We start from the raw sequence: 22309 nt of genomic DNA, 5'->3' as shown, positions 1-22309 counted from the left end.
CGCCGCCGTAATGCCCACGTCGCCCGCCGTCGTTGACGCGACATGACTGGATCGCCTGAATTCGGCGGGTCGACGCCGACGTCGATGTGGCTGATCGATCCCGCCGGACGGCATCCACACATGGCTCAAGCAGGGAAGATGCCTCAGACGCAAGCTCATTCGTACTGATCGAGGCGGGACCGCCTGGCCACGCGGCGACGCTTCATGAACCGATCGGCCGCCCGATCCGGACTGCGAGCCGATCGATCAGCCGCGTCGACGTCGGCGTGGACCTGCCAGGACCGGCGAACCGGTCATCGCACGTCAATGATGGCGGCGACGTGGGCATTACGGCGGCGGTCTGACCGGCACGGTGGCGAAGGGCACCGTGAGGCCGCCCTCGCGGGAGACGGCGCCGCGCGGGGCCCGCCGTCTCGGGGGGAGGTCGACGGCGGGACCCGCGGGCGTCGATCGGGCTCCCGCGCCTGCGGAGCCCGTTCTCAGAGGGGTCTCAGCCGGCGGCGGGCAGCATGGGCTGGCCCGGCACGCCGAGGGTGGTCTCGACGAGCGACACGAAGATCTCCGCGTCGTGCAGCAACTCGTCGGCCTCGTCCGCGGTGACCGCGCGCGGCAGGCCGGCCTCCGCAGCGGCGCGCTTGTCGGCGCCGGCGGCGAAGAACGCCGCCCACTCGCGCAGGGCCGGCTCGGCCTCCGGCAGCAGCACCCAGACGCTGCGCGGCCGGCCGCGCGTCCGGGAGCCGGGGTCGGCGCGCTCGGCGAGCACGGCGGCGGCGGCGCGCAGCGCCGCGAGGTGCGCCGCGACGTAGCGCAGCGCCGGGGCGGCCGACTCGGCGGCCTCGATCAGCCCGCGCCGTGCCGTCTGGAGGAGTGACATCGCCGATGCGGCGGGCCTGCGCCGGGGTGCCGGTCGCAGAGGGACGGAAGTTGACGACCTTGCGGACATGACATGCCTCCTTCCGCTGGGCGGGCCCGAGGGCCCAGGGGAGGCCGGGCGAAGCGCTTCCCCTCGCCCCGCCCGGCCGTCGCATCCCGCTCGGCATCGCGCTGCCCGCGAGACGTTCCCCTCGGCGCGGGCCGCGAGTCCCACGCCGTACTCGAACACAGGTTCGAGCATGCATCTCAGTAAAGCGGCCACGACCCCATTCGTCAACGTGTTCGAATAGGTGTGTCTTCGCAGTTCGAAACCCCTTACCCCGCTCCTCGCCGCGGGCCGTAGGGTGCTCCCATGCATCCCAACGTTGAACGCGTCGCCGCCCGCCTGCGCGAGCTGGGCGCCACCGGACAGGTCCGGGAGCTGCCCGAGGCGGCGCCCACCGCGGTGGCGGCCGCGGCCCAACTCGGCTGCGACGTCGGCGCCATCGCCAACAGCCTGATCTTCGCCGCCGACGGCGACCCCCTCCTCGTCCTCACCAGCGGCGCGCACCGCGTCGACACTGCCGCGCTGGCCGAGCGGATCGGCGTGGAGAAGATCAAGCGGGCGGACGCGGAGTTCGTACGGGCGGCGACGGGCCAGCCCATCGGCGGGGTGGCCCCCCTCGGGCACCCGAGCCCGATCCGGACCCTCGTCGACACGTGGCTGGCCAAACACGACGTCGTATGGGCGGCGGCCGGGCACCCGCACACGGTCTTCCCCACCTCGTACGAGGAGCTGCTCCGCCTCACCGGCGGCACGCCGACCGACGTCGACTGATCGCCGCCGCCGTTCCCCTGATCGCCGCCGCCCGTCCCGCGACGTACCGGCCGATCGCGTCCCCTTGCCCTGTCGCGCCCCTCCCGTGACCGGACCTGGACGGTCCGTGACCCGATCGGGTCCGGGTCGCCGGGGACAACCGCCGAAAGGCGGTGATACAACGGTCACCTGAGGCTCAAGCCGCACTCTCCGGAGCGGGTGCCCCATGGCTGGACAGGACGGTCTGCGCGCCAGTGCGGCGCGTGACAAGGATTTCGTCGGCATCGACACCGCCGCGATGGCTCGGCTCATCCAGCAGATGACGAGCGCGTCGGACGCCATCACCGCCTGGCTGCGTACGAACGCCGCGCTGCCCCCGAGCGTTCCGCGAACCGGCCTGCACCAGGCCGCGGCCGTGGAGAGCTGGGCCCGCGCCCAGCCGGGGATGCTCAGCCGGCGGCGGAGCTACGCGATCGCCCATTTGAGCAAGGGCGCCGCCGACATGCCGCGGGTCGGCACCGGCCACCTCGGCGCCCGGACGGGTGGTACGACGTCGGCCGGGGCGGGCCACACGGTCGGGCACTTCCCCGACGCGCACGCAGCGACCAGAGCGGGATCCGCCGACGCGGCAGCGATCCACGCCGCGGTGACGGCCGGCCATCCCATCCCGGCGGCCGTCTGGAAACGGCTGGCCACCGACGCGGACGACCCGGACTACGTCAAGGGCCTGTACGCACGGCTCGGCCCGGCCGGCGCCGCGGACCTGATCGGGGCCGCGCTGGGCCACGAGGTGCGCGTGGCGGCCGTCAGGGAGTCGCTGGGCCTGGCCAGCCATCACCTGCGGATGTCCGAGACGTGGCTGCGCGACCTCCTCGGGGAGGCGAGCCGCAAGGGCGTGCACGACGACGCGGTGGGCGTGCTGGAGCACGCCGGGCTCGACCGGCGCGCGAAGGTCGCCCTGGCGCACATCGGCCTGACGCACCTGGGCGCGGTGCCGCCAGGCCATCGCATCCCCGTGCCGGATCCTCCGCACGAGGCGATGCTCCGCCCCGCCGCGGCGGACCCCGAGGCCGCGGCCGAGCTGCACGCGCGCCACTCCGAGGCCGTACGCGGGGCGCTGGCGGCCTTCCCGACATCCCCGGCGCTCCAGCGCCTCAGCGCGCAGGGCGACGACACCGCACGCCTGGTCGCCTCACCGACCGAGGAGGCCTCATGAGCGAGCGCGGCGAGCGAATCATGAGCACAGCCCCTCCGGTCGCCTCTCCGACGGAGGAGGCCTCATGAGCGAGCGCAGCGAGCGAATCATGAACGCAGCCCCTCCGGTCGCCTCGCCGACGGAGGAGGCCTCATGACCGCCTATCCGCCCGCGCCGGCCACCGTACGGCCGCCGACGGCGCCGTCCCCGGGGCAGGGCGTGCCCGCGCAGCAGCCGAATCCGGCCTACATCGAGTTGTTCGCCGCGTACGAGCGCGCGTACGCGAGCGCCCACTCGCTGGAGGGCGCGCTGGACCCGCCGATCCGCACGGTCGGAGACGCCTGGGTCGGGCCCGCCGCGCGCGGCTGGGAGCGTGAGCTGGAGACGGAGCGCGGCCGGCTCAAGAAGGCGGCCGCCCAGATTCTGTGGGACATTTACGACGCACTGTCGAAAGTCCCGCCTTACCTACCAAAGTGAGCTACGTGAAATCAGCTTTCGGAGCCCGGCGGGAGACCACCCCGCAGATACGGGAGATCGACCGGCGCGGCTTCTTCCGGCGGCTCGACGCGATGCTGGCGACCTACGCCGCAGCGATAGAGCCGCCCGCCGACCAGATGCCGGGCCGGCGCACGATCATGGAGCGCCACGCCGCGTATCCCGGTTTCCGGGCGTTCGTCGCCGGACGCCGGCGCGACGTGAGCGGCTTCGCGTACGGCTTCCGCGGTGAGCCCGGACAGTGGTGGCACGACGTGGTCCACGCCGCGCTCGCCGACAAGGGCGGCCGGGAGCACGCCCAGGCGTGGATGGGCGACACGTTCGAGGTCGCCGAACTGCACGTTCACCCCGACAGCCAGGGTCAGGGGCTCGGCCGCAAACTGATCACCACGCTGTGCGCGGACCGCCCGGAGCGCACCGTCGTGCTGTCCACGCTCGACGCCGAGACCCCCGCCCGGAACCTGTACCGCTCGCTCGGCCTGACGGATCTGCTCACCGGTTTCCGGTTTCCGGGCGGGGGACCGCTCTACGCGGTGATGGGCGCCCGGCTCCCGCTGAGTTCCAAGCGGTCGTAGACCTCCCGCGTCGCGGTCGACTTGTTGAACGTGATGAAGTGGATGCCCGGCACACCCTCGTCCAGCAGGCGCCGGCACAGCTCCGCCGCCTGTTCGATGCCGAGCCGGCGCACCGCCTCCGGGTCGTCGCCGACGGCCTCGAACCGCTCGGCCAGCTCCGGCGGGAAGGGCGCGCCGGACAGCTGCTCGGACCGCTCGATCGTGCTCAGCTGGGTCACCGGCATGATGCCGGCAAGGATCGGCACGTCACAGCCCTGCGCGGCGACCCGGTCGCGCAGCCGCAGGTAGTCCTCGGCCCGGAAGAACATCTGCGTGATCGCGTAGTCGGCGCCGGCCTGGCACTTGCGCACGAAGTGCCGGGTGTCGCTCTCGATGTCCGGTGACCGCGGGTGCTTGTACGGGAAGGCGGCCACCCCGACGCTGAAGTCCCCCGACGACTTGATCAGCCGTACGACGTCCTCGGCGTACTCGACGCCGTCGGGGTGCTTGACCCACTCCCCCATCGGGTCGCCGGGCGGGTCGCCCCGCAGCGCCAGCAGATCCCGGACACCGACGGCGGCGAACTGGCCGATCAGCTGCCGCAGCTCGCGGATCGAGTGGTTCACGGCCGTGAAGTGCGCGACGGGGGTGAGGGTCGTGTCGGTCGCGATCCGCTCGACGATCTCGACGGTCCGGTCACGGGTGCCGCCGCCGGCGCCGTACGTCACCGAGACGAACGTGGGGCGCAGCACCTCGAGTCGGCGGATCGCCTGCCACAGGTTGCGGGCGCCCTGCTCGGTCTTGGGGGGAAGGAACTCGAAGGAGAACGTCGGCTCGCCCGCGGCGAGCACTTCCCGGATCGTGGGGCGAGCGAAGGTCATGCAGACCAGCGTAACGGGACGACCCCGGAGGACCACTAGTCTCGACCTCATGACCCCCAGTCGCGTACGTAAGGAGGTCGACGAGGCGCTGCGCGCCTTCGTCGACCGGCAGCGCCCGGTGCTGAGCGCCGTCGGTGACGACATGGCCCCCATGGTGACGGCGCTCGACGCGCTGCTGGCGGGAGGCAAGCGACTGCGCCCCGCGTTCTGCTACTGGGGCTGGCGCGGCTCGGGGGGCGGGGACTGCCCGGAGATCTTCACCGCCGCGGCCTCCCTGGAGCTGCTGCAGGCCAGCGCGCTGATCCACGACGACGTGATGGACGGCAGCGACACCCGGCGCGGCCAGCCCTCGGCGCACCGCCGACTCGAGGCCCTGCACGCCGCGTCGGGGTGGCGTGGCTCGGCGGAGGCGTTCGGCGCGGGCGCGGCGATCCTCCTCGGCGACGTGTGCCTGTCCTGGAGCGACGAGATGTTCCAGGGCAGCGGCCTCCCACAGGACGCGCTGCGGCGCGGGCGGCCCGTCTTCGACATCATGCGCACCGAGGTCATGTGCGGGCAGTACCTCGACCTGGTCGGGCAGGCGCGCGGGGGCGGCGTCGACGGCCACGCCATGGTCGAGGCGGCCCTCCGGGTCGTTCGCTTCAAGGCCGCCAAGTACACGATCGAGCGGCCCCTGCAGCTCGGCGCGGCGCTGGCCGGGTCCGGGGAGATGGCGGCGCTGTCGGCGTACGGCATGCCGCTGGGCATCGCCTTCCAGCTGCGCGACGACGTCCTGGGAGTCTTCGGCGACCCGGCCGAGACCGGCAAGCCCGCGGGAGACGACCTGCGCGAGGGCAAGCGCACCGTCCTGATCGCGCTGACCCTCGAACACTCGTCCCCGGCCCAGGCCGAGACCGTGGAACGGCTGCTCGGCGACCCCGGGCTCGACGCGGACGGGGTCGAGCGGCTCCGGGCGATCATCGTGGAGACCGGCGCGCTGGACGCCTGCGAGCGGATGATCGACCGGTACGCCGACGAGGCGTCCGGCGCGCTCACGAGCGCTCCGCTCACGGCGGAGGCCCGCGAGGCGCTCTCGGACCTGACGATCGCCGCCACCGCGCGGCGCGTCTGACCGCGCAGCGCCGCTGACCGTACGCCGCGTCTCCCCCGGCATCATCGGGAAACCACATTCGCCGGACAAAAGGCGTTTCGCTGGTTAACAATGGGGGCATGACCGATCGATTGACCGCATGAAGCTCGAAACGCCGTACCCGCCGCGTATCGCCGAACCCGTGGCCCGAGTGCGCGTCTCCGCGCCCGCGCCGCGACGGGCCCCGCGCAGCCGCAGACTGATGCTCGCGCTGACGCTCGTGGCCATCGCCGGGTTCCTGATGGGCCTGGGCCTGCCGGTCCATCCCTGAAGCACGCCCGACGCGACGGGGCGTTCCCCCGAGCAGCGCCGGCCGAGAGCCGGCCACCGTCCCGACCCGAATGAAGAGCCCTTGGCCCGCAGCGGGCCAAGGGCTCCTGTCGTGCCGGGGCCGCCCGTCCCGGCCGAAACCGTCACCAGTGCGGCGGCCGGTCCTCCAGGAAGCGGGCGTCATCGTCGTCGTATGAGGGGTAACCACCCCAGCCGAGCTCGGACTCGTCGCGCGTCTGGTCGGGCAGCACCACCAGATCGTCGTCGTCGGCCAGCTCCACCGGGCGCTCGTCGTCAGGGTTGCCGATCACGTGTCCCATTGTCGCGCATCGGCTCGGCGTCCGGGTCCCGGGTCCCGGGTCCGGTGAAGTCTCGCGGCCGGCGCGTGCCGCCGGCGCGGGACCGGCGGCCGCGGTGAGCGCCGGGCCGGCGCCCCCCGGCGAGGCGCCGCGCGGGCCCGTCAGAACGCCCGGTCCCCGCTACGGCGGAGGCCGAGTCGGGGCCCCTCGGTGAGGCGGGCGTACGGGCCCGTCAGAACGCCTGGTCCGCGGTACGGCGAGAGCGGAGCCGGGCACCCCCGGCGAGGCGCCGCGCGGGCCCGTCAGAACGCCTGGTCCGCGGTACGGCGAGAGCGGAGCCGGGCACCCCCGGCGAGGCGCCGCGCGGGCCCGTCAGAACGCCTGGTCGGCGGCGCGGAGGGGGCGGGCGAGTTCGGCGGCGGCGGCGCGCGGGTCGTCGGCCTCGGTGATCGCCCGTACGACGACGACACGGTCGGCGCCCGCGGCCAGCACCTGGTCGAGGTTGCCCGCGTCGATGCCGCCGATGGCGAACCACGGCCGGCTGAACCCGCGCCCGGCGACGTACCTGAGGAGCCCGAGCCCGGGGGCCGGGCGGCCGGGCTTGGTGGGCGTCGGCCAGGTCGGGCCGACGCAGAAGTAGTCGACGCCGGGTTCGGCCGCCGCGGCGGCGGCCTGCGCCTCCGAGTGCGTCGACCGGCCGATGAGGATGTCCTGGCCGACGATGGCCCGCGCCGCCGCGACCGGAAGGTCGTCCTGGCCCAGGTGGAGGACGTCCGCGCGTACGGTGTGGGCGATGTCGGCGCGGTCGTTCACCGCCAGCAGGGCGCCGTGCTTGTCGCAGGCGGCGCGGAACACCGAGAGGTACTCGATCTCCTGCCGCGCCTCGAGGCCCTTCTGCCGGAGCTGCACGATGTCGACCCCGCCCGCCAGCGCCGCGTCGAGGAACACCTCGAGGTCGCCCTGCGCCTCGCGGGCGTCGGTGCAGAGGTACAGGCGGGCCCGGCCGAGCCGGGCCCGCAGGGTCACTGCGCGTTCAGAGGGCAGGTGCCTGGCCACCGCGGGCCCTTCCGCCGATGGTGCCGGTGGTGAGAGGGCCCGCCGGATGTGCTCCGCGGATCAAAGGGCCAGCGCCTGGGCGCGCCGGTTGATCTCCTTGACGCGGTGCCGGCCGAGCGCCTCGATCGGGGTGCCCGGGAGGGACTCGTCCTCGGTGAACAGCCAGCGCAACGCCTCGGCGTTGTCGAAGCCGGAGTCGGCGAGGACCGTCAGGGTGCTCTGGAGTCCCTTGAGGGGCTGATCGCCGGAGATGAAGGCCGCCGGGACGCAGAGGCCTTCGGCGCGCTGCACTCCCAGGAGCTTGTGGTCGCGGAGAAGCTGCTTCACTCGCTTGAGATCGAGGCCGAGCTTGTCGGCCACTTCGCGAAGGGTGAGCCATTCGCCCACCAGTGCGTCGGTCTGTCGGTCGATCTCGATTTCGGCAACGGTGTGCGTCACGGAACCCTGCCTACCACCTTCGGCATCTTCTGAAACCTCACTCACGAGCGGTCTCCTTGACCGGAATGGCGGGATCCGCCAGCACTGACCGGTCGACGCGCTTGTGACCTGCGATGATACGCCGCCCCTGCAGCAGGTCGCGTGGCCGGTCGACCGTGAGGATCGCCACAAGCCGATCGCCGCTCAGCCAGCAGGCCGACCACCCCCCGGCGGCCGACGGGTCGCCGCGCCAGAGCATCGCGTCGGCCACCGGGTGATGCCCGGCGTACTGCACCATGTGCCCGAACTGCTCGGACCAGAAGTACGGCACGGGGTCGTAGACGCGGTCGCCGCCCAGCAGGCCCGCGGCCGCGACCTCCGGGGCGTTGAGCGCGGTGTCCCAGTGTTCGACGCGCAGGCGCCGCGAGAACGTCGGCGACCACCACGCGGCGCAGTCGCCGACCGCGTACACCCCCGGGCGTTCGGTGCGAAGGCGTTCGTCGACCACGACGCCGTTGTCGAGGGCGAGGCCCGAGCCTTCGAGCCAGGCCGTCTCGGGGCGCACGCCCACGCCCGTCAGGACGACGTCCGCCTCGACCGAACCGCCGCCCGCCAGGTCGAGGCCGCCGCGCTCGACGGAGGCGACCTTGACGCCGGTGCGCAGCTCAATCCCCGCCTCGGCGTACCAGCCCGCCGTCTTCGCGCCGACCTCGGCGGCGACGGCGCCGGCGAGCGGCGCGTCGGCGGCCTCGACCACCGTGACGCGGCAGCCGGCCGCGGCCGCCGCCGTCGCGACCTCCGCGCCGATCCAGCCGGCGCCGACGATCGCGACCCGGGCTCCGGGGCGCAGCCCCGCGCGGAGCGCCCGGGCGTCGTCGACGGTGCGCAGCACGTGCTGCGGCCCGTCGCCCGGCAGCCGGATCGGGGAGGCTCCCGTGGCGATCACCAGGCCGTCGAAGCCGAGAGGGCCCGCCGTCGTCTCCAGGACGTCGGTGAGGCCGGTCGCGCGGTGCCCGAGGAGCAGCTCGCAGTCGAGCGCCGCCCAGTCGGCGTCGAGGGTCGTGTCGTCGACGTCCCCGCGCAGGACGCCCTTGGACAGCGGTGGCCTGTCGTACGGGCGGTGGGGCTCCGCCCCGACCAGCGTCAGCGTGCCGGTGTACCCCTGGGCCCGGAGCGCCTCGACGGTCCGGAGGCCCGAGAGCCCTCCACCTGCGACGATCACCCGTCTCATGTTCGTGACCTTATAGTCTGTTGACGTAGGCGCGGGAGTCCGGCGCACCGGGCTGAGAGGGCGGCACAGCGGCCGCCGACCGCATGAGCGCGCATCGGCGTCCGCCGACGCGGCTCTGGACCTGATCCGGATCATGCCGGCGAAGGGAGCACACGCGTGCACGTGATCATTGTCGGCGGCGGAGTGATCGGCCTCGGGATCGCGTGGCGGTCCCTGGCCCGTGGCATCGAGGTCACGGTCGTCGATCCGGATCCGGCGAGCAAGGCGTCGCGCGTCGCCGCCGGCATGCTGACCCCCGTCACCGAGGCGAACTACGGCGAGGACGCGCTGCTGCGGCTCGGCATCACGTCCCGCGACCGGTACCCCTCCTTCGTCGCCGAGCTGGAGGAGGTCTCCGGCCGCGACACCGCGTACCGGCGGGACGGGGTGCTGCAGGTCGCCCTCGACTCCGACGACCTGGCCGTGCTGGACGAGCTGCGCCGGTTCCAGGAGTCGCTCGGCCTCACCGCCGAGGCGCTCACCGGCCGGGAGTGCCGCCGCCGTGAGCCCATGCTGGCGCCGTCGGCGCGCGGCGGTCTGTTCGCTCCCGACGACGGCTCGGTCGACCCGCGTCGCCTGTCGGCGGCGCTGCTGGCCGCCGTGGACCGGCTCGGCGGCACCCTGATCCGGGACCGCGCGGCCGAGGTCCTCACCGACCGCGACCGGGCCGTCGGGGTGCGTCTCGCCGGCGGCGAGGCCGTCCACGCCGACCAGGTCGTGCTGGCCGCCGGGCCGTGGAGCCACGAGCTCAAGGGCCTCCCGCCGGACGCCGTCCCCCCGGTCCGCCCGGTGAAGGGCCAGGTCGTGCGCCTGCGCGGCCCGTTCCCCCTCCTCGGCGGCACCGTCCGCGGCCTCGTCCGCGGTTCCTCGGTCTACCTGGTGCCCCGCGCCGACGGGGAGCTCGTCGTCGGCGCGACCCAGGAGGAGATGGGCTACGACACGACGGTCACCGCGGGCGGGGTGTGGGAGCTGCTGCGCGACGCCCATGAGCTGGTCCCCGGCGTCACCGAGCTGGCCTTCGCGGAGGTGATCGCGGGCCTGCGGCCGGGCTCCCCGGACAACGCCCCGATCCTCGGGCCGTCGGCGCTGCCCGGCCTGCTGCTCGCCACCGGCCACTTCCGCAACGGCATCCTCCTCACCCCGGTCACCGCCGACGCCATGGCGGACACCATCGCGACCGGAGAGCCGCCCGAGGTCATCCGGCCGTTCGCACCCGGAAGGTTCCGAGATTGAAGATCACCGTCAACGGCGCGGAGCGCGACACCCCCGAGGGTTCGTCCGTCGCGGGCGTCGTCGCGTCGCTGACCGAACGCCCCACCGGGGTCGCCGTCGCGCTCAACGACGAGGTCGTGCCGCGCGCCGACTGGAAGACCACGATTCTGCGCGAGGCGGACCGCATCGAGGTGCTGACCGCCGTCCAGGGAGGTTGACCATGCAGGAACAGGCCGAAGAGACCCTTACGGCGGATCGGCCCGCGGGCGGTCCGGACCCGCTCGTCATCGCGGGCGAGCGCTTCGGGTCCCGCCTGATCATGGGGACGGGCGGCGCGCCGAGCATGCATGTCCTGGAGGAGGCGCTGACCGCGTCCGGGACCGAGCTGACCACCGTGGCGATGCGCCGCGTCGGCGCCGACACCCCGGGGTCCGTCCTCGACGTGCTCCGCCGGTGCGGCATCCGGGTGCTGCCGAACACCGCGGGATGCTTCACGGCGGGCGAGGCCGTCCTCACCGCCAAGCTCGCCCGCGAGGCGCTCGGAACCAACTGGATCAAGCTGGAGGTCATCGCCGACGAGCGGACCCTGCTGCCGGACCCGATCGAGCTGGCCGACGCCGCGGAGCGGCTCGTCGACGACGGGTTCGTGGTGCTGCCGTACACCAACGACGACCCGGTGCTGGCCCGGCGCCTCGAACAGGCCGGCTGCGCCGCGGTGATGCCCCTCGGCTCCCCCATCGGCTCGGGTCTGGGCATCCGCAACCCGCACAACATCGAGCTGATCGTGGAGCAGGCCGGGGTGCCGGTGATCCTGGACGCGGGCCTGGGGACGGCCAGCGACGCCGCCCTCGCCATGGAGCTCGGCTGCGGCGCCGTCCTGCTCGCCACGGCCGTCACCCGCGCCCAGTCGCCGGCCCTGATGGCCGCGGCGATGCGGCACGCGGTGGAGGGCGGCCGGCTGGCCCGCCTCGCCGGCCGGATCCCCAAGCGCCGGTACGCGCAGGCGTCCTCGCCGTGGGAGGGTCTGAGCTCCGCGGGCTGACCGTCCGGGCCATGCCGCCCGTCGCGGGCGGGCCGGTGCGACGCCGAGCCGCCCGGGCCGGCCGGCCCGCATGTCCGGGCGCGCCGACCTTCGCGGGTCGGCCGTTCGGCGCCACGCCGCCGAGCAGGTCGTTCTTCTCGCGGACGGTATCGATCCCGCAAGGATTGATGCTTTGATCCTGAGTCAGGACGAGTATGCCCCCGAATCCCTAATACACTCCCCCTGATGGATACGACGGTTGCGGACCCCCTCGTCGGGCAGGTGCTTGACGGGCGCTACCTCGTACGGTCACGCGTCGCCCGGGGTGGCATGGCCACCGTTTACGCCGGTCACGACACCAAGCTGGACCGTACGGTGGCGCTTAAGGTCATGCACGCGAACCTCGCCATGGACGAGGAGTTCGTCCGGCGTTTCATCGGCGAGGCGAAGAGCGCGGCCGCCCTCTCCCACCCCAACGTGGTCGCGGTCTATGACCAGGGCACCGACAAGGGCTACGTGTTCCTCGCGATGGAGTACGTCCCCGGGCGCACACTGCGCGACCTGCTGACCGAGCGCGGCCGATTGGGCCCGCGCGAGGCGCTGCAGGTGATGCAGCCGGTGCTGTCCGCGCTGGGCGCCGCGCACCGCGCCGGGCTGATCCACCGCGACGTGAAGCCGGAGAACGTCCTGCTCACCGCCGACGGGCAGGTGAAGGTCGCCGACTTCGGCCTGGCCCGCGCCGAGACCGCGAGCAAGCAGACGAAGACCGGCATGATCATCGGCACCGTCGGCTACCTCGCGCCCGAGCAGGTCATCTCCGGCGACGCCGACGCCCGTACGGACGTGTACGCCGCCGGCATCATGCTGTTCGAGCTGCTGACCGGCCGTCAGCCGTACGACGGCGGCACGCCGCTGGCCGTCGCCTACAAGCACGTCAACGAGACGGTGCCGCTGCCCTCCAGCGTCGTCCCCGGCCTCCCGCCGCAGATCGACGCGCTGGTGGCCAGTGCCACCAACCGCGACCCGGCGCGCCGGCCCTCCGACGCGGACCACTTCCACGCCGCGGCGGGCGAGGTGTACCGCCAGCTGCCGCCGGACGTCGACGCGACGCTGGCCGGAGTCGCGGCGGCGCCGCCGCCTCCCCCGGCTCCCCCGCTTCCCGCGCCCGTCGGCGCGACGGTCGCCGACGGCTCGACGCAGATGTTCGGCCCGCACCCCGGCGGCTACGCGCCGCCGCACTCGGGCACGCAGATGCTCAGCCCCCACACGATGGCGGTCCATCACGAGCCGCCGTCTCCGCCGACCATGCGCGACCGGCTGCTGCGGCCGCCGGGCGTGTACGGGCTCATCGCCGGGGTTCTCGCCCTCGTGCTGCTGCTCGGCGGGATCGTCTGGTTCCAGACGGTGGGCAACAAGGAGGCCGTGCCGAAGCTGGCCGGGCTGACCGAGGAGCAGGCGCGGGTCGCCGCCGAGAAGGTCGGGCTGAAGGTCAAGGTCGGCTCCTCGCGGTACGACGCGAAGATCCCGAAGGACAGGGTCGCCGAGGTCCAGCCACAGGCGGGCACCAAGGTCGACAAGGGCACCCTGCTCACGCTGATCCTGTCCAAGGGCAAGCAGCCGGTCGAGATCCCGGACGTCAGGAACAAGCCGCTCGACCAGGCCAAGCAGGCGCTGCAGCAGGCGGGGCTCACCCCCGGTGACGTGGTCAAGCAGGCCAGCGTCGCCGTGGCGAACGGCTCGGTGATCAAGACGAGGCCCGCCGCGGGCACGAAGCAGAGCCCGGACGACCCCATCACGCTCGTGGTCAGCAGCGGCATCCAGATGCCCAAGCTCGTCGGTCTCAAGCGCGACGCCGCCGCCCAGAAGCTGAGCAGGCTCGGCCTCAACGTGCAGTGGCAGGAGCAGGACCCGGGCGACGGGCAGCAGCCGAACACCGTCATCAACCAGGACCCGCCGGTCGGGCAGCAGCTCACCCCCGGTCAGACCGTCACCGTCACCGTGACCAAGGCGCAGAAGGACTGCGCGCCGCTGGACTTCGGCTGCATGTGGCAGCGCATGCACGGTCACGGCAAGGGGGACGACCAGCAGAACGGCCAGCCGGCGCCCGTCCCCGGGGTGCTGGGCCAGCCGATCGCGCAGGCCGCCCAGGCGCTCATGCAGAGCGGTTTCCAGGTCCAGGTGACGGGCGGCCAGGCCGGTGACCCGGTCACCGGTCAGGACCCGCCGCCCAACACCCCGCTGCCGAGGGGATCGGTCGTCAAGATCTGGCACTGAGCGTCCCGCCCGTACGCTCGACTAGGCTGGATCGGTCATGGTCAGAGCAGAAATCAACGCGATCGGCGCGCACGTCCCGGTGTCGGGCGGCCTCGCGACCGGTGGCCTCCGCTACGCCGCCGAGATCGGGGCCGAAACCGTTCAGGTCTTCGTCAGCAATCCACGCGGCTGGGCGCGGGCGGCCGGGAAGCCCGCCGAGGACCGGCTGCTGCGAGAGCACGCCGAGGAGCACGGCCTTCCGGTGTTCGTGCACGCGCCGTACCTCATCAACCTGGGTTCGCCGAGCCCCGAGACGATCGCCAACTCGGTCGCCTCGATCCGGCACGCCCTCCAGCGCGGCGCCGTGATCGGCGCGCGGGGCGTCGTCGTGCACACCGGCTCTGCGGTGTCCCAGCCGCGTGAGGACGCGATGCGGCAGATCCGCGAGCACCTGCTGCCGCTCCTGGACGAGATCCCCGCCGACGGCCCCGACCTGCTCCTGGAGCCGATGGCCGGCCAGGGGAAGATGCTCTGCGCCACCGTGACCGACCTGGGGCCCTACCTCGACGCCGTGGACCGGCATCCGCGCGCCGGGGTCTGCCTCGACACCTGCCACGCCTTCAGCGCCGGGCACGACCTCACGGCGCCCGGAGGCGTCGCCGCGATGCTGGAGGCGCTGGCCGAGACCGTCGGGGCAGACCGGCTCCGGCTCATCCACGCGAACGACAGCAAGGACCCGTGCGGTTCCTGCCGCGACCGCCACGAGAACATCGGCGCCGGACTGATCGGCGCGGCGCCCTTCGGCGAGTTGTTCCGTCATCCGGTCAGCCGCGGGGTGCCCCTCGTCATCGAGACCCCGGGCCGCAGCGCCGAGCCGCACCGCGCCGACATCGAGACCCTCAAGAAGCTCCGCGACGGCTGACCGCCCGCGAGAGGCTCCACGACGGCCGACCGCCCGCAAGAGGCTTCTACCACCCGCAAGAGACTCCGTGACGGCCGACCGCCCGCGACAGGCTCTGCCACGGCCGACCGCCGCCCGCCCGGCCTTCGTTCCGGAGAACGAAAAAGGCCTGGGTGCCGCTGAACAACCCCCCGACCGTTCAGCAGCACCCAGGCGCGCCGCCTGGCGTCCACCCCCCCGAGTCGGAGCCTGGCGGCCGTCCCGAGAACGTTGCTGTGTCCGAAACCCTAGGGTCCGCACGCCCGGCCGCGAAACCCATTCCGGCCTTGCCTCGGCAAACGGTCAGTAGTGAGCGGTATACGTTCGGTAAGCGTCGGCCGAGCGGTCGCTGCGACGCGACGAACGGCCTCAGCCCGGGCCGTCCGGCCCCAGCCCCTCGGGCAGGTGCATGCGGGCCATCGCGCGCTCGGTGCGCTCGGGGACCCGGCCGGGGGTGAGCAGCGACACCGCGACGGTCACCGCGAAGGCCAGCGGGACCGTGACGATCGCCGGCTGCTCGACGAGGGTCCCGAGCCAGCCGGAGCCGGGCCCGGGGTCGCCGAGCACTCGGGCCAGCCCGGCGGCGGTCGCCGGCACGCCTCCCGCGAGGATCCCGGCCGTCGCGGCGGCCGGGGTGAGGCGCCGCCACCACACCCCCAGGACGAGCAGCGGCGACAGCGACGAGGCCGCGACGGCGAACGCGACGGTCACCAGGGCCGCCGACTGCGGGCTGCAGGCCCAGGGCGCCACCAGGAGGGGCACGGCCACCGCGACCAGGACGGCGGTGCGGAAGCCGCGCGCTCCCCCGCCGAGTCCCTGCGCGATGCTGCCGGACACGGCGACCACCACGCCGCAGGAGGTGGAGGTGAAGGCGGCGAACGCGCCGGTCGCGACGAGGGCGGTGAGCAGGTCCCCGGTGACGCCGGGGACGATCCGGTGCGGCAGCAGGAGCAGCGTCGCGTCGGTCTCACCGGTCATCAGCAGTTCCGGCGTGTAGAGCCGGCCGAGGGTGCCGAACAGCGCGGGGAACAGCGAGAACACCGCCAGCATGAGGACGACGAGCCCGGCCGTGCGCCGGGCGGTCCGGCCGCACGCGTTGGTGTAGAAGCGCACCGTGATCTGCGGTAAGCCCATCGTCCCGAGGATCGTCGCGAGGAGCACGGAGTACGTCGCGGCCAGCGGGTGCTCGCGGCCGCCCGCGAAGGGCGTCGCCCAGCGGTCGCCGCGCAGGAGCGCGATCCGCGAGGTGTGCGGCACCGGCGCCCCGGCCGGGAACCGGATCCGGGTGCCGGCGCGCACCCGGTGCCGGCCCGCCGTGAGGCGCAGCCGTTCGCCGTGGTGGCGGCGGTCGTCGAGGACACCGGTGACCGCGACCGCGACCGGCGTCGTCAGGTGGATGCCGGCGGACGTGTCGGCGGTGACGGTCGTGTCGCGGTGGAAGTACGGCGGCCGGGCGGCGTCGGCGTCGTTCTGCAGCCGCCAGACGGCGATGAAGACCAGCGCGGGGATGGTCACGGCCGTCAGCTTCAGCCAGAACTGCACGGCCTGCACGCCGGTGATGCTGCGCACCCCGCCCGGCAGGACGAGCACGACGACCGCCGCGACCACGACGAGCCAGCCCGTCCACACGGGCAGCCCGCTGATCACCGACAGCGTCACCCCGGCACCCTGGAACTGGGGCAGCAGGTAGAACCAGCCGATGACGAGCACGCACGTGCTGACGGCGCGACGGGCCCGCCGCGAGCCGAGCCGCCATTCGGCGAAGTCCGACACGGTGTACGCGCCGGAGCGCCGCAGCGGGGCCGTGACGAGCGCGAGCAGCACGACGTGGCCGGCGGCGGCCCCGATCGGCAGCCACAGCATGTCGGCGCCGTACGCGAGGACGAGACCGGCCATGCCGAGGAAGGCCGCGGCGGAGACGTACTCGCCGCTGATCGCCGAGGCGTTCCACCAGGGCGACACCTCGCGGGCGGCGGTGTAGAGGCCGGACGCCTGCGCGGGCCGGCCCCGCGCGGGCACGATCGCCAGTGAGGCGATGAGCAGGGCCATCGCGAGCATCGTGATCATGTGTTCTCCTCGGCGCAGGCGCCGCTCACTCGTGCCGGGTCATGGCCGCGAAGTCACGCTCGGCCCGCTCGGCGAGGCGTACGTGACGGCGCGCGACGGCGACCCACACGACGGGGACGACCACCGAGAGCACGAGCCAGGGCAGGCGTACGCCGAGGATCCGGATCCGCGAGAGCGCGGGCTCCCACGCGAACAGCAGCGGCAGGCCACCGCCGACCAGCGCGACGATCGCGCACGTCAGCGCGGCGTGCGCCGCCTGGACGCGCATGAGCGACCGGACGGGCGCCGCGCTCGTCCCCTCCGGGTCCTCGGCCGCACGGTGCGGGGGCCGCGCCGCGGCGCTCGGCGGGCCGGTGACGGTGACGCGTTCACTCATCATGCGATGGCGGCTCATCCGGGGACGGCGGCCGCTGCCGGAAGCGGCGGATCAGCAGGTCGCGCACCTCGCGCGTGTGGCGTCGGCTCACCGGCAACTGCAGGTCCCCGATCTGCACGAGGACGCGGCCCTCGTCGAAGCGGAGTTCGGTGATGTGCGCGGCGGAGACGAGCGTCTTGCGGTGGATGCGGATGAAGCCGGCGTCCCGCCAGCGCTCGGCGAGCACGGAGAGCGGCATCCGCAGGAGGTAGCCGCCCTCGGCGGTGTGCAGGCGGATGTAGTCGCCGTGCGTCTCCGCGTGCGTGACGTCGGCACGGGAGATCAGCCGGGTGCGCCCGCCCAGCTCCACCGGGATCACCTCGTCCGTCCCCGGCTCGTCGTACGGCGCGGTGTCGCGGTGGACGATCGCGTCGACGCGCCGTACGGCCTCGCCGAGGCGGTCCGGGTCGATGGGCTTCAGGAGGTAGTCGACGGCGCCGAACTCGAAGGCGGTGACGGCGAACTCGTCGTGCGCGGTGACGAAGACGATGGCGGGCGGGGCGGCGAAGCCGGCGACGAGGCGGGCGAAGTCGAAGCCGTCGAGCGCCGGCATGCAGATGTCGAGGAAGACCGCGTCGAGCCGCTCCCCGCTCTTGATCATCCTGCCGATCTCGCGCAGCGCCTCGGCGGCGTCGCGGGCGGGCTTGACGTGCTCGATCCGCGGATGCCGACGGAGCAGGTAGGTGAGCTCCTCCAGCGCGGGGGCCTCATCGTCGGCGGCGAGGACGCGAAGCATGGCAGGAGACTCCCTCTTTTACGCAGAGTATGCAACTCATTTCACCAAGTAGTTGGTTTCAATACCGAGACTCGACGGCCGTACTGCTCTTCGGCACGCGCAGGCTGACCTTCATCCCCGCGCCGACCGCCGTCTCGATGACCAGGCCGTACTCCTCTCCGTAGACCTGACGCAGGCGGCGGTCGACGTTCACCAGGCCGATGCCGCCGTGCGGCGCGTCCTCCCGCCCCTCCTCGAGGAGGGCCCGGAGCCTTCCGGGATCCATGCCGACTCCGTCGTCCTCCACGCTGATCGCCGCCTCCGCGCCGGCGTCCCGCGCCAGGATCCGTACGTGGAGCCGCTGGGTGCCGCCGCACTGCATGCCGTGCCGGATGGCGTTCTCCACGAGCGGCTGCAAGGACAGGAACGGCACCGACACCGGGAGCACCTCGGGCGCGATCTCGACACTGAACCGCAGGCGCTCGTCACCGAAGCGCGCCCGTTCGAGGAGGAGGTACCGGTCGATCGACCGCAGCTCCTCGGCCAGGGTCGTGAAGTCGCGCCGGTCGCGGAAGGAGTACCGCGCGAAGTCGGCGAAGTCGAGCAGCAGCTCGCGGGCGCGCTCGGGATCCGTCCGGACGAAGGACGCGATCGTGCTCAGCGAGTTGTAGACGAAGTGCGGGGAGATCTGGGCGCGCAGGGCCCGCATCTCCGCCTCCTCCAGGCGCGTCTTCGACGTCTCCAGCTCGGCGAGCTCCAGCTGCCCGGAGGCCCACCGGGCGACCTCTCCGAGCGTCTGCAGGCGCTCGTCGCGGACCCCCGCGCCGTACGCGGCCAGGGCCCCGGCGACGCGGCCCTCGATGGTCAGCGGCGCGATCACCACGGCCCGTACGGGGCAGCCGGGGTCGCCGCACCCGACGAGCTCGGAGACGACCACACGCGGCCGCCCGGCGCCGAGCACCTGGGCGGCGAGCGGCACCACGGTCGCGGCGTGGGCGTCCCCGGCGCCGTCCCAGGCGAGCAGGCGGCCGGTGTCGGCGACGGCGACGGCCGGCACGTCGAGGAGCTCCCGCAGGTGACGGGCCGCCCGCCGCGCCGACTCCTCGGTCAGGCCGGTCCGCAGGGAGGCCGACGCGAGGGAGATCGTGTGCAGGACCGCGAACAGCGCCTCCCCGCCCGGCGCGCTCGGTTCGGCGCGCCGGCGCGCCGAACCCAGCGACCAGCCGGCGGCGGCCGCCATCAGCGCCGCCGTCGCGGCCAGCACGGCCTCGGCCGAAATCCCCACCATGACCACAGACCGTAATGCCATCGTCACGGAAACGCCGGTATTTCGGCAAGTCCCCCTACGCCGGAGGCTCGTCCTCCTGGTACGAGTAGCGCTGCTCCCGCCAGGGGTCCGCGATGTTGTGGTAGCCCCGCTCCTCCCAGAAGCCCCGGCGGTTCGCGGTGAGGTACTCGATGGCGCGCACCCACTTCACGCTCTTCCACCCGTACAGGTGCGGCACCACCATCCGCAGCGGCGCGCCGTGGTCGGGAGTGAGCGGCTCACCGCCCTGATGGGTCGCCAGCAGCGTCGTCTCCTCGAGGAAGTCGGTCATCCGCAGATTGGCGCTGTAGCCGTAGTCGGCCCACACCATGACGTGGGTCGCCTCGTCGGCCGGAGGTGCCAGCCCGACGAGCGTGGCCGTGAGGATGCCCTCCCAGCCGACGTCGGGCACGGTGAACTTCGTGACGCAGTGGAAGTCGGCGGTGACCTTCCCGCGCGGCATCGCCTGGACCTGCGGCCAGGTCCAGCGGTACTCCCGCCCCGCCTCGGTGGCGCCGTACACGCGCAGGTCCCAGCGTTCGGGACGGAACTTCGGCACCGGGCCGTAGTGCAGAACGGGCCAGCCGCGCGGAACGTACTGTCCCGGCGGGAGCCGGTCGTCAGGCCCCACCGCGTCGTCCTCGACTCTCCGAATGCCCGCTCATGGTCATCGGCCATCCTGCCATCCCCCGCGCACGGGCCGTGCCGAACCCCTCCGAGCACGGCGCCCGGGACATCGGCTAGGCTGACCGCATGCGCAACGTCTTCGTCTTTACCTATGGCGGGCCCGGGACACGGGTGACTGCCGGAAGGACGCTGCGCTAGAAGGCAACCACCGACAGATGCCCCGGGCCCGATGGGTCCGGGGCATCTGTCGTTTCCGGCCAAGAACCGACTGTTGCGGGAAGAGGAAGCACCATGGTCGTAGTCATGTCCGCCGATGCGGAGGAAGCCGATATCAAGGCCGTCGTCGCGGTCGTCGAGGGCGCGGGCGGCGAGGCGTTCGTCAGCCGGGGCGTCAACCGTACGATCATCGGCCTGGTCGGCGACGTCGAGCAGTTCGGCACGCTGAACCTCCACGCGCTGCGCGGTGTCAGCGACGTCATCCGGATCTCGGTGCCGTACAAGCTGGTCAGCCGCGAGAACCACCCCGACCGCTCGGTGGTGCGCGTCGGCGGCGTGCCGATCGGCCCCGGAACCATGACGCTCATCGCCGGCCCGTGCGCGGTCGAGACGCCGGAGCAGACCCTCCAGGCCGCGCGGATGGCCCAGGCCGCGGGCGCGACCCTGCTGCGCGGCGGCGCGTTCAAGCCGCGCAGCTCCCCGTACGCCTTCCAGGGGCTCGGCGAGAAGGGCCTGCGCATCCTCGCCGACGTGCGCGAGGAGACCGGCCTGCCCATCGTCACCGAGGTGGTGGACGCGAACGACGTCGAGCTCGTCGCCTCGTACGCCGACATGCTCCAGGTCGGCACCCGCAACATGCAGAACTTCGCGCTGCTGCAGGCCGTCGGCGGCATCGGCAAACCCGTCATGCTCAAGCGCGGCATGAACGCCACCATCGAGGAGTGGCTGATGGCGGCCGAGTACATCGCCCAGCGCGGCAACCTCGACATCGTCCTGTGCGAGCGCGGCATCCGCACCTTCGAGAAGGCCACCCGCAACACCCTGGACATCTCGGCCGTTCCGGTCGCACAGCGGCTGTCGCACCTGCCCGTCATCGTCGACCCGTCCCACTCCGGCGGCCGGCGCGACCTCGTGCTGCCGCTCACCCGCGCGGCCATCGCCGTCGGCGCCGACGGGGTCATCATCGACGTGCACCCGAGCCCGGAGACCGCCCTGTGCGACGGCCCGCAGGCGCTCGTCGACGAGGACGTGCGCGAGCTCGCCGCCACCGCCCGCGACCTGCCGCCCGTGGTCGGCCGCACCCTCACCACCGTCTGACCTGCGAGGGCGCGCCGCCGTGCGCGGCGCGCCCCGCCCGGTGTCCGCAGCCCGGACCGTACGGAGCGGGCACGCGGACGGTAGTCTTCCCGACATGGCGTACTACACCGCCCAGCTGGGGCCGCCCCGGTTCTGACCGGGGCCACCACACCTACGCGCTCGGCGTCGCCGGGCGCCTTTCCTGACGCCGCCGCCGAGCGGCTCTTCGGCGCGCCCCGGATCTCGCGTTCCTTCGAACCGTTCGACATCTGGAGCGTTCTCCTTGACCACCACTGAGGTCTCCTCCGCCGCGCCCGCGCACCGGCGGCTCGGCGGGTCCGCCGACATCGTCCTGGCCGCCTCCCTGTGGGGCACGACCGGCACCGTCCGCAGTTTCGTCCACGCCAGTCCGGTCGCGGTGGGCGCCGCCCGCCTCCTCATCGGCGGCGCCTTCCTGTTCGCCGTGGCCGTCCGCTGCGGCGGGCTGCGGCCCTTGCTCGCCCGCGGCGCCCGCACGCGCCTGATCCTGCTCCTCGGCGCGGCGCTCGTCGCCGTGTACCAGGTGGCGTTCTTCTGCGCGGTCGCCCGCACCGGCGTCGCGACGGGCACCGTCGTCACGATCGGCAGCGGTCCCGTCTTCGCCGGCCTGCTGTCCCGGCTCCTGCGGATGGGCGCGCTGACCCCGCGCTGGCTGCTCTCCACGGCGGGGGCGGTCGCCGGGTGCGCCGCGCTCACCCTGGGCGGCCAGGCGGCCGGCGTGGAGCCCCTGGGCGTGGCGCTGGCCCTGATCTCCGGGTGCGGCTACGCGGCGTACGCCACCGTCGCGTCGTACCTCATCACCCGCGGCGAGGACAGCCGCGCGGTGCTCGGCACGCTGTTCGGCGGGTCCGGGGTGCTGCTGCTGCCGGTGCTCCTCGTCATGGGCGCCGGCTGGCTGTTCACCGGGACCGGCGCGGCGGCGGCGCTCTACCTGGGCGTGATCACCACCGGGCTCGGCTACCTGTTCTACGGGCGGGGCCTGCGGACGACCCCGGTCGCCGCCGCCACGACGCTCACCCTGGCCGAACCGGCGGTCGCGGCGGTCCTGGGCCTGTTCGTCCTCGGCGAGCACCTGGGCGCCCTCGCCCTCGCCGGCCTGGCCCTCCTCGCCGCCAGCCTGCTGATCCTCACCCTGCCGTCCCGCTCCCACTGAGCCCGCAAGGCCACTCCAAGCGGGGGGCGGCCA

Annotated in this window: 24 protein-coding genes; 13 read left to right on the top strand and 11 right to left on the bottom strand. The window is 73.5% G+C overall.

The window, feature by feature from the left end; all coding sequences use genetic code 11:
* Positions 1 to 490 precede the first annotated feature (490 nt).
* Positions 491 to 874 (bottom strand): SAV_6107 family HEPN domain-containing protein, encoded by a 384-nt coding sequence (locus NE234_RS24595; RefSeq protein WP_252782931.1) that lies wholly within the window; start codon positions 872 to 874, stop codon positions 491 to 493.
* Between the two features lie 351 nt (positions 875 to 1225).
* On the opposite strand from NE234_RS24595, the gene NE234_RS24590 reads away from it, so the two are divergent.
* The 4 genes from NE234_RS24590 (at position 1226) to NE234_RS24575 (ending at position 3934) form a co-directional block, all read left to right on the top strand.
* On the top strand, positions 1226 to 1690 hold the full coding sequence (locus NE234_RS24590; protein ID WP_252782929.1) for a YbaK/EbsC family protein: 465 nt from the start codon (positions 1226 to 1228) through the stop codon (positions 1688 to 1690).
* A 205-nt stretch (positions 1691 to 1895) separates the two neighbouring features.
* A complete protein-coding gene (locus tag NE234_RS24585; protein WP_252782928.1) occupies positions 1896 to 2885 on the top strand; it encodes a hypothetical protein in 990 nt (329 codons plus the stop codon).
* Positions 2886 to 3017: 132 nt separating this feature from the next.
* Positions 3018 to 3341, top strand: a complete 324-nt coding sequence (locus tag NE234_RS24580) for a hypothetical protein (RefSeq protein ID WP_252782927.1) — start codon at positions 3018 to 3020, stop codon at positions 3339 to 3341.
* Between the two features lie 5 nt (positions 3342 to 3346).
* A complete protein-coding gene (locus tag NE234_RS24575) occupies positions 3347 to 3934 on the top strand; it encodes a GNAT family N-acetyltransferase (RefSeq protein ID WP_252782921.1) in 588 nt (195 codons plus the stop codon).
* Here NE234_RS24575 and metF read toward each other — a convergent pair.
* Positions 3886 to 4794: a methylenetetrahydrofolate reductase [NAD(P)H] gene (gene metF / locus NE234_RS24570; protein WP_252782920.1), complete on the bottom strand. Its 909-nt coding sequence runs from the start codon at positions 4792 to 4794 to the stop codon at positions 3886 to 3888. The genes NE234_RS24575 and metF overlap by 49 nt on opposite strands.
* 49 nt (positions 4795 to 4843) lie before the next feature.
* Here metF and NE234_RS24565 point away from each other — a divergent pair, with 49 nt between their 5' ends.
* Complete coding sequence (locus tag NE234_RS24565; RefSeq protein ID WP_252782918.1) at positions 4844 to 5905, top strand: polyprenyl synthetase family protein; 1062 nt, start codon at positions 4844 to 4846, stop codon at positions 5903 to 5905.
* Between the two features lie 118 nt (positions 5906 to 6023).
* A complete protein-coding gene (locus NE234_RS24560; protein ID WP_252782917.1) occupies positions 6024 to 6194 on the top strand; it encodes a hypothetical protein in 171 nt (56 codons plus the stop codon).
* A gap of 142 nt (positions 6195 to 6336) precedes the next feature.
* Here NE234_RS24560 and NE234_RS24555 read toward each other — a convergent pair whose 3' ends face one another.
* The 4 genes from NE234_RS24555 to NE234_RS24540 form a co-directional block, all read right to left on the bottom strand.
* Positions 6337 to 6504: a hypothetical protein gene (locus NE234_RS24555; RefSeq protein ID WP_252783104.1), complete on the bottom strand. Its 168-nt coding sequence runs from the start codon at positions 6502 to 6504 to the stop codon at positions 6337 to 6339.
* 360 nt (positions 6505 to 6864) lie between these two features.
* Positions 6865 to 7512, bottom strand: a complete 648-nt coding sequence (gene thiE / locus NE234_RS24550; protein ID WP_252783097.1) for a thiamine phosphate synthase — start codon at positions 7510 to 7512, stop codon at positions 6865 to 6867.
* Between the two features lie 96 nt (positions 7513 to 7608).
* On the bottom strand, positions 7609 to 7986 hold the full coding sequence (locus NE234_RS24545; RefSeq protein WP_252782916.1) for an Rv2175c family DNA-binding protein: 378 nt from the start codon (positions 7984 to 7986) through the stop codon (positions 7609 to 7611).
* Between the two features lie 37 nt (positions 7987 to 8023).
* Positions 8024 to 9196, bottom strand: a complete 1173-nt coding sequence (locus tag NE234_RS24540; protein WP_252782915.1) for an NAD(P)/FAD-dependent oxidoreductase — start codon at positions 9194 to 9196, stop codon at positions 8024 to 8026.
* 156 nt (positions 9197 to 9352) lie between these two features.
* On the opposite strand from NE234_RS24540, the gene thiO reads away from it, so the two are divergent.
* From thiO to NE234_RS24515, 5 genes are all read left to right on the top strand, one after another.
* The gene (gene thiO, locus NE234_RS24535; RefSeq protein ID WP_252782914.1) at positions 9353 to 10468 is read left to right on the top strand and encodes a glycine oxidase ThiO; all 1116 of its coding nucleotides are present in this window, start codon (positions 9353 to 9355) and stop codon (positions 10466 to 10468) included.
* Positions 10465 to 10665, top strand: coding sequence for a sulfur carrier protein ThiS (gene thiS / locus NE234_RS24530; RefSeq protein WP_252782913.1), 201 nt, complete (start codon positions 10465 to 10467; stop codon positions 10663 to 10665). Before thiO ends, thiS begins: the two co-directional genes overlap by 4 nt.
* Positions 10666 to 10667: 2 nt before the next feature.
* Entirely contained in the window at positions 10668 to 11489 is an 822-nt protein-coding gene (locus NE234_RS24525) for a thiazole synthase (RefSeq protein ID WP_256529275.1), read from the top strand.
* A 225-nt stretch (positions 11490 to 11714) separates the two neighbouring features.
* Positions 11715 to 13742 carry a Stk1 family PASTA domain-containing Ser/Thr kinase gene (gene pknB / locus NE234_RS24520; protein WP_252782912.1) on the top strand — a complete coding sequence of 676 codons (2028 nt, stop codon included), beginning with the start codon at positions 11715 to 11717 and terminating at the stop codon, positions 13740 to 13742.
* A gap of 37 nt (positions 13743 to 13779) precedes the next feature.
* The gene (locus tag NE234_RS24515; RefSeq protein ID WP_252782911.1) at positions 13780 to 14643 is read left to right on the top strand and encodes a deoxyribonuclease IV; all 864 of its coding nucleotides are present in this window, start codon (positions 13780 to 13782) and stop codon (positions 14641 to 14643) included.
* 387 nt (positions 14644 to 15030) lie between these two features.
* Here the strand turns inward: NE234_RS24515 and NE234_RS24510 are convergent, their stop codons facing one another.
* The 5 genes from NE234_RS24510 to NE234_RS24490 are packed head-to-tail and all read right to left on the bottom strand — an operon-like array spanning position 15031 to position 19795.
* Entirely contained in the window at positions 15031 to 16728 is a 1698-nt protein-coding gene (locus NE234_RS24510) for a sodium/solute symporter (protein WP_252782910.1), read from the bottom strand.
* Between the two features lie 25 nt (positions 16729 to 16753).
* Entirely contained in the window at positions 16754 to 17107 is a 354-nt protein-coding gene (locus tag NE234_RS24505) for a hypothetical protein (RefSeq protein ID WP_252782908.1), read from the bottom strand.
* Positions 17097 to 17879, bottom strand: a complete 783-nt coding sequence (locus NE234_RS24500; RefSeq protein ID WP_252782906.1) for a LytR/AlgR family response regulator transcription factor — start codon at positions 17877 to 17879, stop codon at positions 17097 to 17099. The genes NE234_RS24505 and NE234_RS24500 overlap by 11 nt, the downstream gene beginning before the upstream one ends.
* A gap of 58 nt (positions 17880 to 17937) precedes the next feature.
* Complete coding sequence (locus NE234_RS24495; RefSeq protein WP_252782905.1) at positions 17938 to 19146, bottom strand: sensor histidine kinase; 1209 nt, start codon at positions 19144 to 19146, stop codon at positions 17938 to 17940.
* 55 nt (positions 19147 to 19201) lie between these two features.
* A complete protein-coding gene (locus tag NE234_RS24490; RefSeq protein WP_252782903.1) occupies positions 19202 to 19795 on the bottom strand; it encodes a sulfite oxidase-like oxidoreductase in 594 nt (197 codons plus the stop codon).
* Between the two features lie 287 nt (positions 19796 to 20082).
* Here NE234_RS24490 and aroF point away from each other — a divergent pair, with 287 nt between their 5' ends.
* Together aroF and NE234_RS24480 are read left to right on the top strand one after the other, a co-directional pair.
* A complete protein-coding gene (gene aroF, locus NE234_RS24485) occupies positions 20083 to 21105 on the top strand; it encodes a 3-deoxy-7-phosphoheptulonate synthase (RefSeq protein ID WP_252782900.1) in 1023 nt (340 codons plus the stop codon).
* A 262-nt stretch (positions 21106 to 21367) separates the two neighbouring features.
* Complete coding sequence (locus NE234_RS24480; protein WP_252782898.1) at positions 21368 to 22276, top strand: DMT family transporter; 909 nt, start codon at positions 21368 to 21370, stop codon at positions 22274 to 22276.
* The last annotated feature ends 33 nt before the right edge of the window (positions 22277 to 22309 follow it).

This window comes from Actinoallomurus rhizosphaericola (assembly GCF_024055675.1).
GTDB lineage: Bacteria > Actinomycetota > Actinomycetes > Streptosporangiales > Streptosporangiaceae > Actinoallomurus > Actinoallomurus soli.
This window is presented reverse-complemented; position numbering and strand designations above follow the sequence as displayed.